Source organism: Streptococcus sp. 29887, assembly GCF_032595075.1.
Taxonomy (GTDB): domain Bacteria; phylum Bacillota; class Bacilli; order Lactobacillales; family Streptococcaceae; genus Streptococcus; species Streptococcus iners.
Window position 1 is genome coordinate 513,029 of sequence record NZ_CP118735.1, and the last position, 12,129, is coordinate 525,157.

10 protein-coding genes are annotated in these 12,129 nt (G+C 42.1%); 9 read left to right on the forward strand and 1 reads right to left on the reverse strand.

The genetic code is table 11. The annotated features are described in order from the left end of the window. Nucleotides 1-15 precede the first annotated feature (15 nt). The 4 genes from PW252_RS02680 to PW252_RS02695 all read left to right on the forward strand — a co-directional run bounded on the left by PW252_RS02680 (nucleotide 16) and on the right by PW252_RS02695 (nucleotide 4,424). Nucleotides 16-1,077: an MmcQ/YjbR family DNA-binding protein gene (locus PW252_RS02680; protein WP_248050442.1), complete on the forward strand. Its 1,062-nt coding sequence runs from the start codon at nucleotides 16-18 to the stop codon at nucleotides 1,075-1,077. Nucleotides 1,078-1,172: 95 nt separating this feature from the next. Further along, nucleotides 1,173-2,165 (forward strand): aspartate--ammonia ligase, encoded by a 993-nt coding sequence (gene asnA / locus PW252_RS02685; protein ID WP_105117488.1) that lies wholly within the window; start codon nucleotides 1,173-1,175, stop codon nucleotides 2,163-2,165. A gap of 142 nt (nucleotides 2,166-2,307) precedes the next feature. Next, complete coding sequence (gene typA, locus PW252_RS02690) at nucleotides 2,308-4,155, forward strand: translational GTPase TypA (RefSeq protein WP_248043796.1); 1,848 nt, start codon at nucleotides 2,308-2,310, stop codon at nucleotides 4,153-4,155. A 17-nt stretch (nucleotides 4,156-4,172) separates the two neighbouring features. After that, on the forward strand, nucleotides 4,173-4,424 hold the full coding sequence (locus PW252_RS02695; protein ID WP_248050441.1) for a DUF3165 family protein: 252 nt from the start codon (nucleotides 4,173-4,175) through the stop codon (nucleotides 4,422-4,424). 102 nt (nucleotides 4,425-4,526) lie between these two features. Here PW252_RS02695 and PW252_RS02700 read toward each other — a convergent pair whose 3' ends face one another. Next, a complete protein-coding gene (locus PW252_RS02700) occupies nucleotides 4,527-5,729 on the reverse strand; it encodes a mechanosensitive ion channel (protein WP_248050439.1) in 1,203 nt (400 codons plus the stop codon). 219 nt (nucleotides 5,730-5,948) lie between these two features. Here PW252_RS02700 and murD point away from each other — a divergent pair, with 219 nt between their 5' ends. From murD to ftsZ, 5 genes are all read left to right on the forward strand, one after another. Next, a complete protein-coding gene (gene murD, locus PW252_RS02705) occupies nucleotides 5,949-7,301 on the forward strand; it encodes a UDP-N-acetylmuramoyl-L-alanine--D-glutamate ligase (RefSeq protein ID WP_248050438.1) in 1,353 nt (450 codons plus the stop codon). Beyond that, nucleotides 7,301-8,365 (forward strand): UDP-N-acetylglucosamine--N-acetylmuramyl-(pentapeptide) pyrophosphoryl-undecaprenol N-acetylglucosamine transferase, encoded by a 1,065-nt coding sequence (locus PW252_RS02710; RefSeq protein WP_248043793.1) that lies wholly within the window; start codon nucleotides 7,301-7,303, stop codon nucleotides 8,363-8,365. The genes murD and PW252_RS02710 overlap by 1 nt, the downstream gene beginning before the upstream one ends. Before the next feature lie 5 nt (nucleotides 8,366-8,370). Then, nucleotides 8,371-9,345: a cell division protein FtsQ/DivIB gene (locus PW252_RS02715; protein WP_248050437.1), complete on the forward strand. Its 975-nt coding sequence runs from the start codon at nucleotides 8,371-8,373 to the stop codon at nucleotides 9,343-9,345. Nucleotides 9,346-9,490: 145 nt separating this feature from the next. Next, complete coding sequence (gene ftsA, locus PW252_RS02720; protein WP_248050436.1) at nucleotides 9,491-10,867, forward strand: cell division protein FtsA; 1,377 nt, start codon at nucleotides 9,491-9,493, stop codon at nucleotides 10,865-10,867. A 25-nt stretch (nucleotides 10,868-10,892) separates the two neighbouring features. Beyond that, a complete protein-coding gene (gene ftsZ, locus PW252_RS02725) occupies nucleotides 10,893-12,128 on the forward strand; it encodes a cell division protein FtsZ (RefSeq protein ID WP_248050435.1) in 1,236 nt (411 codons plus the stop codon). Nucleotide 12,129: the final 1 nt, after the last annotated feature.

Consider the following 12,129-nt stretch of genomic DNA (forward strand, 5'->3'; position numbering starts at 1 on the left):
TAGTGAAAGGTATCTATGAACAAAACTAATTCTTACAAAATCCACCTCCCCTCTCTCATCCCTTTCGGTTTTATCCTCTCCAACAATCGTTACACCTACCGTGAGGTCTTCATGGAGGGGCAGTTTGAGGCGGTGATTGAAGTTGATGAGGCTGGTCAGCTGTCGTCCTATGTTTGGGATTGTGAGATGGAGGAGGTCTATACTGCCCATATGGTGACTGCGCCGGCTGGGGCTTTTGTGGGGCAGGTGCGTGAGGCTTACCAGACCATTTTGGCTCGGGTAGAGAGAGCCTGCTGTGTCGCTCTGCCATTTTCCAAAGACCAAAGCAACCGCATAGCCCAGCTCATCAAGGAGAAGTGGGGCGACCTTCCTGACTATCCTTTTGCCAAGTTGCCGACCTATGGGGCTTTTCGCCATCCCAACAATAACAAGTGGTACGCCCTGGTCAGTCAGATTCCGAGGGACAAGCTGGATGGGAGCGGTTCTCAAGAAGAGGTGGAGATTGTCAATCTCAAGGTCGATAGTCGAGAAATAGCAAAGCTGCTAAGTCAGTCGGGCATTTTCCCAGCTTATCACATGTCTAAGAAGTCTTGGGTGTCGGTCTTGCTGGATGAGACTGTGGAGGACCAGACGGTGTTTGCCCTCCTTGAGAAAAGTCGCTATCTGGTGGGGCCAAAATCCTACAAGGCGGCGAAAGGGCCTGATTACTGGGTTATTCCAGCCAATCCAAAGGTCTATGATATTGATACAGAGTTTGCGGAAAATAAGGTAGTCTATTGGCCACAAAAATCAACCATTCAAGCTGGAGATATTGTAGCCATCTATGTGACGGCGCCTGTACAGGTCATTCGCTATGTTTGTCGTGTCTTAGGAGCGAATTTAGAAAATCACGGGGAATCAGATATTCCGACAGAAAAGAAACTCATGCAGGTAGAGTTGCTTGCTCAACTAACTGATGATGTGTTGCCGAAATCACGCATGATGGACCTAGGAGTGAAAGCTGTCCGTGGACCTAGACGGTTGACAGAAGAGTTGATAAGAGAATTGCAGAAACAATTTTCTTATCAGGATTTCTAATAGTTCATTAAATTATCAGAATATTTAATAAAAAGGCTTTACAAGTTGAAAAAAAAGAGTATAATAGGTGTATCAATTTTACGAGGAGGTAAGGTATGAAGAAAAGCTTCATTCATCAGCAAGAGGAGATTTCTTTCGTCAAAAATACATTCACACAGTATTTGAAAGACAAGTTAGAAATCGTCGAAGTGCAAGGACCGATTTTAAGTCGTGTCGGGGACGGTATTCAAGATAATTTGTCAGGAGTGGAGAATGCCGTGTCAGTTAATGTCAAATTGATTCCTGATGCAACTTACGAAGTCGTACACTCTCTTGCTAAGTGGAAGCGTCATACCCTGGCTCGATTCGGTTTTAATGAGGGAGAAGGGCTCTTTGTTCATATGAAGGCCCTGCGTCCTGATGAGGACTCCTTAGATGAAATTCATTCGGTTTATGTGGATCAGTGGGACTGGGAGAAAGTTATTCCAGCAGGTCGTCGTAACCTAGCTTATTTGAAGGAAACGGTTGAGCAGATTTATAAGGCCATCCGCCTGACAGAATTGGCTGTGGAGGCTCGCTATGACATTGAGTCTGTTCTTCCAAAGAAAATCACCTTTATTCATACAGAAGACCTAGTGAAAAACTTCCCAGACTTGACGCCAAAAGAACGTGAAAATGTTGTCGCTAAAGAATACGGAGCGGTCTTCCTAATCGGTATTGGTGGAGAACTGGCAGATGGTAAGCCACATGATGGCCGTGCATCTGACTACGATGACTGGACTAGTCCATCAGAAGGGGATTACAAGGGACTCAATGGGGATATCTTGGTCTGGAACGAAGTTCTGGGTTCAGCTTTTGAATTGTCATCAATGGGTATTCGAGTTGATGAGGCAGCCCTTCGTCGTCAGGTAGCCATTACTGGTGATCAGGCCCGCCTAGAGTTTGACTGGCACAAGGCGCTCTTGAGCGGCTTGCTTCCACTGTCTATTGGTGGTGGGATTGGTCAATCTCGTTTGGCCATGTTCTTGCTTCGTAAGAAACATATCGGTGAAGTTCAATCTAGCGTATGGCCACAGGAAGTGCGTGATAACTTTGAAAATATCTTGTAAGAAAGAGGAGAGGTTGGTTTTCAATCTCTTTTCCTTTTCTTCCAAAGTCCTGTCTGAAAACATTTACAATGTGATTATCTGTGATTTTTTCGCCAATCTATGATATACTTTTTTAGTTAAATTAAAAGATACAGAGGATATTATGACAAAACTTAGAGAAGACATCCGTAACGTTGCCATTATTGCCCACGTTGACCACGGAAAAACAACCCTCGTTGATGAATTATTGAAACAATCTCAAACCCTTGATGAGCGTACGCAATTGGATGAGCGTGCCATGGACTCAAACGATATCGAAAAAGAGCGTGGTATCACTATCCTTGCTAAAAACACTGCTGTAGCTTATAACGGTACTCGTATCAACATCATGGATACACCAGGACACGCGGACTTCGGTGGTGAGGTTGAGCGGATTATGAAAATGGTTGACGGTGTGGTTCTTGTCGTAGATGCCTACGAAGGAACTATGCCACAGACCCGTTTCGTATTGAAAAAGGCTCTTGAGCAAAACTTGACACCAATCGTTGTTGTCAACAAAATCGACAAGCCATCTGCTCGTCCAGAAGAAGTTGTGGATGAAGTCCTTGAACTCTTCATCGAACTCGGTGCAGATGATGACCAGTTGGAATTCCCAGTAGTTTATGCATCAGCTATCAACGGAACTTCTTCCTTGTCTGACAATCCAGCGGACCAAGAAGAAACAATGGCACCAATTTTTGATACCATTATCGAGCATATTCCAGCGCCAGTCGATAACTCAGATGAGCCTTTGCAGTTCCAAGTATCGCTTTTGGACTACAACGACTTCGTAGGTCGTATCGGTATCGGTCGTGTCTTCCGTGGTACTGTTAAAGTTGGCGACCAGGTTACCCTTTCAAAACTAGACGGTACAACGAAAAACTTCCGCGTTACAAAACTCTTTGGTTTCTTCGGTCTTGAGCGTAAAGAAATCCAAGAAGCAAAAGCTGGTGACTTGATTGCCGTTTCAGGCATGGAAGACATCTTCGTTGGTGAAACTGTAACACCAACTGATACGGTTGAGCCACTTCCAGTTCTTCGTATTGATGAGCCAACTCTTCAAATGACTTTCTTGGTCAACAACTCACCATTTGCAGGTCGTGAAGGGAAATGGGTAACATCACGTAAGATCGAAGAGCGTCTTTTGGCAGAATTGCAGACAGACGTTTCTCTCCGCGTAGAAGCTACAGACTCGCCAGACAAATGGACTGTTTCTGGTCGTGGTGAATTGCACTTGTCTATCTTGATTGAAACCATGCGTCGTGAAGGCTATGAGCTACAGGTATCACGTCCAGAAGTTATCATCAAGGAAATCGATGGCGTGAAAATGGAGCCATTTGAGCGCGTGCAAATCGACACACCAGAAGAATACCAAGGTTCTGTTATCCAATCTCTTTCAGAGCGTAAGGGTGACATGTTGGACATGATTTCAACTGGTAATGGTCAAACTCGTCTTGTCTTCCTTGTACCTGCGCGTGGTTTGATTGGTTACTCAACAGAGTTCCTTTCTATGACTCGTGGTTACGGTATCATGAACCATACCTTCGACCAGTATTTGCCAGTTGTTCAAGGTGAGATTGGTGGTCGCCACCGTGGTGCCCTTGTTTCTATCGATCAAGGTAAGGCAACTACTTACTCAATCATGCGTATCGAAGAGCGTGGTACAATCTTTGTCAACCCAGGTACTGAGGTTTACGAAGGAATGATTATCGGTGAAAACTCACGTGAAAATGACTTGACAGTGAACATCACGACTGCTAAACAAATGACCAACGTTCGTTCAGCTACCAAAGACCAAACGTCTGTAATTAAGACACCACGTATCTTGACCCTTGAAGAATCACTAGAATTCTTGAACGATGATGAATACATGGAAGTAACGCCTGAGTCAATCCGTCTTCGTAAGCAAATCTTGAATAAGGCAGAGCGCGACAAGGCGGCTAAGAAGAAAAAATTAGCAACTGAAGAATAATTCCGAGGAGAAGAGCTATGTTTTACCTCATCCTAGCGATTTTATTGGTACTCTTTTATATTTTTGTAGCCCCTAAAAATGTCAAGGGGACTATCAATTTGATTTTAGCAGTGTTTTTGCTAGTCGTACTGGTTATCGCGCTCATTCTTGGATTTCTAAAAATCATGCAGTTTTCTACAAATTTCTGGCTTGGTTTGATCATGATTTTCATTGGGGGCTGGGCTATGAGGGATATTCACTATCTAGATAGTTCTCCTAAAGGAAAATAAGTTAATAATAGAATAAAAGGCTGGACAGTTGGTTCGGCCTTTTTTCTCAGGATTTTAAGGTATAAAAATAGCCCAAACGAGTGTTCAGGCTATTTGTAATGGTTATTCTTTATCAATTTTCTTTTCTAATTTTTCAAGTTGTCTTGCAGCAAAGTCACGACCACCTAAACCGAAGGCAAGGGCGAAGGCTACTGCTAGTGCACCAAGAATAATTGTGAAGGTTGATTGAACGATATGTTGTGCAAACTTCAATTGATCGAGAGCCATGAAGACTGCAAATACGATAATCAAGTAGCGTACAATGGTGATAACAAGAGGGCTATCCGTAACTTTTTGTAGGAAGTTAGCTACTAGATTGCTTGCGATGATTGCCAAGATAACAATAGCAAGAGCGCTGATAAGTGATGGCAGATAAGCAAGTAGGGCAGAACCAACAGAATTAAATACTTCAAGGTTCAATACTTGGATAGCTTGGACAAAGAAGAAAACGATGATGATAGCACGAACGACTTGAGTAATGATAGCTGACAATTCAAAGTTAGCTTCTTCTTTAGCGAATAGGTATTTAGAGTAGTTGTTGATGCCGGCAGTTTCAAGAAGATTTTCAAGAAGGTTGCCAATCAATTTAGCTACAAAGCTACCAACTGCAATCAAGATAAGGGCAACCAAAACATTTGGTAGGATACCGATCACTTGATTAAGAATGGTAACGATTGGTTGAGAAATACTTGTGATACCAAGTGTTTCCAAAGCCAAGGTTAAGATCGGAATGAAGATCAATACATAGACAACAGTTGATAGGACAGAAATGATTTGTTTGCTGTCAAATGGCAATTTTTCCTGACCAGTAACTTTAGTATACCATGCATCAATGTCTAAACGTTCTAGGACACCAGTCAACAGACCTTTGATAAATTTGCAGAAGAAAGTTCCAACAAAGATAATCAAACCAGCTGCAATCATGTTTGGAATAAAGGCAAAGAATTTCTCAAACATGCTAGAGATTGGATCTACCGTGCTGCTGATATTCAAACCAGACAAGATAGATGGAAGGAAGAAGAGAATCACAAGGAAGTAAACAAGTTGACCAAGTGTTTTGATGAGGGCTTGGCCATTATCTTCAGGCTTAATAACACCCCATTCTTGTAATTTTTGTGAGAACTGGATTTTGTTCAAACCAGCTAGAGTTAGCTTGCGTAATAAACCAGCCAACACAAAGGCAATGATAACCAGGACAAGCATACGGATGACGCCTGGCAAAGCAGAAAGCAAAGGATAGAATAAACTATCGATTATAGTAGTCATATAATACTCCTTATAATAAAATATTTTCGTTTTAAGTCTATCACTTTTATAAGGAATTGACAAATAAGATGAATTTTCCCCCTATTCCAGCTTTTTCCACTCCCTTTAGCTTGAAAAAGCTTCATGTAAAGGGTAAAATAAAGTGTTAGAATGTTTGGGATTTCTAAACAGGATAGGAAGCGTCTGAACCATTCTAGAGGTTTAAGAAGGAAATATACTATGAAAATGATTGATACGTTTAAAAATAAAAAAGTTTTGGTGCTCGGTTTGGCTAAGTCGGGCGAATCGGCAGCTCGCCTATTGGATACCTTAGGGGCTATTGTAACAGTAAATGACGGTAAGCCATTTGAAGAAAATCCGACAGCTCAAGGACTTCTTGAGGAAGGAATTCGTGTGGTTTGTGGTGGCCATCCGCTGGAGTTGTTGGATGAGGATTTTGCTCTTATGGTTAAGAACCCAGGTATCCGCTATGATAATCCGATGGTTGAAAAAGCCCTTGAAAAAGGCATACCGGTCTGGACAGAAGTTGAATTGGCCTACCTGATTTCAGATGCTCCGATTATCGGAATTACAGGGTCAAATGGTAAGACAACAACCACAACCATGATTGCGGAAGCCCTAAATGCAGGAAATAAGTCTGCAAAATTATGTGGAAATATTGGCTATCCAGCCTGTTCTGTCGCGCAAACAGCGACCAAGGATGATACCTTGGTAATGGAGTTGTCCTCTTTCCAATTGATGGGAACAGAGGCTTTCCATCCAAATGTGGCAGTTATTACTAATTTGAGTGCCAACCATATTGACTATCATGGAACCTATGAAGAGTATGTAGCAGCCAAATGGATGCTTCAACGCCAGATGAACGAAGAAGATACGATTGTTCTGAACTTCAATCAAGAAGAAGCCAAGGATTTGGCTCAAAAAACCAAGGCTAAAGTTCTTCCGTTTTCAACCAAAGAAGTGGTGGATGGTGCCTATTTGCAAGATGGCAAACTCTATTTCAAGGGTGAGTTCATCATGGATGCAGACCAGATTGGTGTTCCAGGAACTCATAATATTGAGAATGCCTTGGCAACGATTGCTGTTGCTAAGTTGTGGGGAGTTGCTAACCAAGCTATTCAAGAAAGCTTGTCTGCCTTTGGTGGAGTGAAACACCGCTTGCAATTGGTTGGTAAAATCAAGGGAGTAACCTTCTATAACGATAGTAAATCGACCAATATTTTGGCGACCCAAAAAGCCTTGTCAGGTTTTGATAATAGTAAGGTAATCTTGATTGCTGGTGGTTTGGATAGAGGCAACGAATTTGATGAATTGGTTCCAGATTTGCTTGGTTTGAAGAAAATGGTTATTCTGGGTCAATCAGCCCCGCGTGTTCAGCGAGCAGCAGACAAGGCAGGAGTACCAACTCTTGCTGCAGAGGATATTGCGGACGCAACTCGGAAGGCCTTCGAAGCGGCAGGAGAAGGGGATGTTGTGCTCTTAAGCCCTGCTAATGCAAGTTGGGATATGTATCCAAACTTTGAAGTGCGTGGAGATGTTTTCTTGCAGACCTACGAGGAGTTATGTAACTAATGAAAAAAATTGTTTTTACAGGTGGAGGTACTGTGGGTCACGTGACCCTCAACCTTCTCTTGATTCCCCGTTTTATTGAAGATGGCTGGGAAGTTCACTATATAGGTGATGGAAATGGAATTGAGCATGAGCAGATTGTAAAATCAGACTTAGATGTACGCTTCCATTCGATTGCTACAGGAAAATTACGACGCTATTTTTCTTTCCAGAATATGCTGGATGTATTTAAGGTTGGTTTTGGGGTGCTACAATCGTTAGCTATTATTGCTAAAATTAGACCCCAGGCCCTGTTCTCAAAAGGTGGTTTTGTATCAGTTCCGCCGGTCATTGCAGGCAAACTACTCGGTGTACCGGTTTTCATTCATGAGTCTGATTTGTCTATGGGTTTGGCCAATAAAATTGCCTACAAATTTGCAACAACCATGTATAGTACTTTTGAACAACCTGCTAGTTTGACCAAGGTCAAACATGTTGGCGCGGTTACAAAAGTGGGGCAAGCCAATGATAAAGTTACACCAATCCAGTTGCCAGAAATCCTTAGTCATTTTGACAAGTCCTTACCTACTCTCTTATTTGTAGGTGGTTCAGGAGGAGCTAAGGTATTTAATGATTTGATTAGTCAACATATGGTAGCCTTGACAGAACGGTTCAATATTATCAACTTGACAGGGGATAGTAGCCTTAACCGATTAGATAGAAACCTATATAGAGTTGACTATGTAACAGAACTATACCAGCCCTTGATGGATTTGGCGGATGTCGTTATTACCCGTGGTGGTTCCAATACCCTGTTTGAGTTGATTGCCATGCAACAACTTCACTTGATTGTACCCCTGGGACGTCAAGCTAGTCGAGGGGATCAGATAGAAAACGCTCTCTATGCGGAGAAAAAAGGGTATTCCAAACAAATTGATGAAAGTCAATTGACCTTGGAAAATCTACTAGCCGAAGTTGAAAATTTGTTGGAAAACAAGGAATTTTACAAAAATAATATGGCTAACTCTAAAGAAATCCAATCTGTAGATAGTTTTTACAATTTATTGCGGGATGATATGGGGAGGTAGGTGCAATGACCGAAAAAAATGATAAGGAACCTACGATCCATGACCAGACAGACATAGAAGTTCCTTCTATGGAAGCTTCTCAGGAAGAAAAAAGTGCCTTTTTTGAACAGTGGAAGGCTAAGCATCAGGCCTATTTAGCAAGTAAGGTGAAAGCGGATGATAGTGAGGAAGTTCCTTCAATTGTTCAAGAGAAGAAAAAGCTTTTTCAGGGGATTAAGAAGCCTGGCAAGCTTAGCTCTGTTCCTAAGAATAAGTTGGAAGGAAAGAAGATTAAGCAAGTAGAAATACCTAAAAAAGTAATTTGGAAATCTGTCCCTATTTTAGTGGTCAGTTTATTACTTGCGGCCCTTTCTCTCTACTTCATTTCCCCAACTAGTAAGGCGAAAGACATCGTTGTCAAAGGTCAGGATAAGCTGACAGCTGAACAGGTCATCAAGTATAGTTTGATTTCTGAGAAGGACTATGTCTTGACTACCTTGTTGAATGCATCAGCTTACGCTGAGAATGTGAAAAAAAATAATCCATCTGTGGAAACTTCGGAGATTAGCTATCAGTTTCCAAACCAGTTCACTATCCGCATCAAAGAATACGCTATCATTGGCTATATTCAGCAGAATAATCAGCTATACCCTGTTCTATCTAGTGGTAATGTAGGCACTGAGGCAGTAGCAGCCGATTTCTTACCGGAAACCTATACGACCATTCAATTATCAGATAAAAATCAGGTAAAACAATTAGCCATTGCCCTTGGAGAGATTGAACCTACGATTAGGGAGAAAATCCAGACTGTAAGTTTAACTCCAAGTCAGGTAACAGCTGATTTATTAACATTCAGTATGACAGATGGAAATACAGTTATGGTGCCCCTTAGTGAATTGACTGAAAAACTTGTTTATTATGATAAAATTGCGGCAGAAGCAGAGGGACCAATAACAATTGATATGGAAGTTGGTATCTATCGCTATTCAAGTGAAATTTGATAGTTGGATAAAGAAAAAATTATAAAATAATCCTTTATTATCCCCAAATTCGAATAGAATATGGTATAATGAAAGATGACTAATTATACTATTTTTTAAAATGGAAGATGATTTGTTAAAGTGGAAGTAAGAGAGGACTGATAGAATGGCTAGAAACGGCTTTTTTACGGGATTAGATATTGGTACAAGCTCCGTTAAAGTCTTGGTTGCAGAATATAATGAAAATGAAATGAACGTGATTGGTGTCAGCAATGTGAAAAGTGCTGGTGTCAAGGATGGGATTATTGTCAATATTGAGGTTGCTGCTGGTGCGATAAAAAAAGCTATCGAGCAGGCGGAAGAAAAGTCAGGTTTGCGTATTGAGTCAATTAACGTTGGTTTGCCTGCAAATCTACTTCAAATCGAGCCAACTCAAGGCATGATTCCTGTCACAACGGATTCTCAAGAAATTACAGACGTAGATGTAGAAAATGTTGTGAAGTCAGCATTGACTAAGAGCATGACCCCAGAACGTGAAGTAATTTCATTTATTCCAGAGGAATTCACAGTTGATGGTTTCCAAGGAATTAAAGATCCTCGTGGCATGATGGGTATTCGTTTGGAGATGCGTGGGATGCTCTATACTGGTCCACGTACCATCCTTCACAACCTTCGTAAAACGGTTGAACGTGCAGGTGTACAGGTTGAGAATGTTGTCATTTCTCCCCTTGCCTTGACCCGTTCTGTATTGAATGAGGGAGAGCGTGAATTTGGTGCAACAGTGATTGATCTCGGTGGTGGTCAAACAACCGTAGCAGTCATGCGTGGTCAGGAATTGCAATATACCAATATCTACCAAGAAGGCGGAGATTACATCACCAATGACATTTCTAAAGTCTTGACAACTTCAAAGAGCATTGCTGAGAATTTGAAATACAATTATGGCATTGCCTTCCCACAAGAAGCAAGTGATAAGGAAAAATTTACAGTTGAGGTTATTGGTGAGAATGCGCCTGTAGAAGTAACAGAACGCTACCTATCAGAAGTGATTGCAGCTCGCCTTCGCCAAATCTTTGAGCGAGTGAAACAGGACTTAGAAAGAACACGGGCCTTGGACTTGCCAGGTGGCATTGTTCTTGTAGGTGGCGGTGCTATCTTGCCAGGTATTACTGACTTGGCACAAGAGGTCTTCGGTGTTCATACCAAACTCTTCGTTCCAAATCAAATCGGTATCCGTAATCCAGCCTTTGCAAGTGTGATTAGCCTTGTAGAATACGTGGGTGAACTAGAGGACGTTGAGAAAATTGCTCAATATGCAGTAAATGGTGAAACCATGTTAAGACACAAACCAATAGATGTTAGCCTTCCACGTCCTCGTGTTAGCCAACCAATCCAAAAGGAAATTGTTAAGGAATTGAATGTGGTTGAAAGTGAAGAAACATCTATTCCTATTTACAATAACGAAGTGAATGAGGAACGTTCAGCAAACAAAGGCAATATTACAGAGCGTATCCGTGGTTTGTTCGGTAGTATGTTTGAATAAGAGAATAGAAAAGGTGATATAAACTATGGCATTTTCATTTGAAGCAGCAGCAAGTCATGGTGCTGTCATTAAAGTAATCGGTGTCGGCGGTGGCGGTGGTAACGCTATCAACCGTATGATTGAAGAAGGTGTAGCAGGTGTTGAGTTTATCGCAGCCAACACAGATGTGCAAGCTTTGAGTAGTTCAAAAGCGGAAACGGTTATTCAGTTGGGTCCAAAATTAACCCGCGGTCTAGGTGCTGGGGGTCAGCCTGAAGTTGGTCGTAAGGCAGCTGAGGAAAGCGAAGAAGTCTTGACCAATGTTCTTACAGGAGCTGACATGGTCTTCATCACTGCTGGTATGGGCGGTGGATCAGGTACAGGTGCAGCACCAGTTATCGCACGTATTGCCAAAAATTTGGGTGCATTGACAGTAGCTGTTGTAACACGTCCATTTGGTTTTGAAGGAAACAAACGTGGCAACTTTGCCATCGAAGGTATTGAAGGACTTCGCGAACAAGTCGACACACTTTTGATTATTTCAAATAACAATCTTCTTGAAATTGTTGACAAGAAGACACCTCTTTTGGAAGCTTTGAGTGAAGCTGATAATGTTCTTCGTCAGGGTGTTCAAGGCATTACAGACTTGATTACCAATCCTGGTTTGATTAACTTGGACTTTGCGGATGTGAAGACTGTTATGGAAAACAAGGGCAATGCTCTTATGGGTATTGGTATCGGTACTGGTGAAGACCGTGTTATTGAAGCCGCTCGTAAAGCAATTTACTCACCACTTCTTGAAACAACTATCGATGGTGCGGAAGATGTTATTGTCAACGTTACAGGTGGCTATGATATGACTTTGACGGAAGCAGAGGATGCATCTGAGATTGTTCATCAAGCAGCTGGTCAAGGAGTGAATATCTGGTTGGGAACATCTATTGACGAGACCATGAAGGATGAAATCCGCGTAACCGTTGTGGCGACAGGTGTTCGTCAGGATGCGGCTGAAAAAGCTGTCCGTCATCGTACAGAAACTGTTACACCACGTCAGACACAACGTTTTGATTATCCAGTAGCTCCAGCAACGGCTCCCGTTCGCACTGCAGTAGCTCAGGTAGAAACGCCAAAAGCTTCAGCATTTGGTGAATGGGACTTACGTCGAGAAAATCTAATCCGTCCCACTGATACAGAACCAGCTTCAACAGTAGCTGTTGAAAAGTTTTCAATGGAGCATGATGAAGATGAGTTGGATACCCCACCATTCTTCAGAAACCGTTAAG

What these genes read in the sequence shown, in the direction of transcription:
- PW252_RS02680 (WP_248050442.1), top strand. Translation starts at nt 16, where the DNA reads ATGAACAAAACTAATTCTTACAAAATCCACCTCCCCTCTCTCATCCCT.
- asnA (WP_105117488.1), top strand. Translation starts at nt 1,173, where the DNA reads ATGAAGAAAAGCTTCATTCATCAGCAAGAGGAGATTTCTTTCGTCAAA.
- typA (WP_248043796.1), top strand. Translation starts at nt 2,308, where the DNA reads ATGACAAAACTTAGAGAAGACATCCGTAACGTTGCCATTATTGCCCAC.
- PW252_RS02695 (WP_248050441.1), top strand. Translation starts at nt 4,173, where the DNA reads ATGTTTTACCTCATCCTAGCGATTTTATTGGTACTCTTTTATATTTTT.
- PW252_RS02700 (WP_248050439.1), bottom strand. Translation starts at nt 5,729, where the DNA reads ATGACTACTATAATCGATAGTTTATTCTATCCTTTGCTTTCTGCTTTG.
- murD (WP_248050438.1), top strand. Translation starts at nt 5,949, where the DNA reads ATGAAAATGATTGATACGTTTAAAAATAAAAAAGTTTTGGTGCTCGGT.
- PW252_RS02710 (WP_248043793.1), top strand. Translation starts at nt 7,301, where the DNA reads ATGAAAAAAATTGTTTTTACAGGTGGAGGTACTGTGGGTCACGTGACC.
- PW252_RS02715 (WP_248050437.1), top strand. Translation starts at nt 8,371, where the DNA reads ATGACCGAAAAAAATGATAAGGAACCTACGATCCATGACCAGACAGAC.
- ftsA (WP_248050436.1), top strand. Translation starts at nt 9,491, where the DNA reads ATGGCTAGAAACGGCTTTTTTACGGGATTAGATATTGGTACAAGCTCC.
- ftsZ (WP_248050435.1), top strand. Translation starts at nt 10,893, where the DNA reads ATGGCATTTTCATTTGAAGCAGCAGCAAGTCATGGTGCTGTCATTAAA.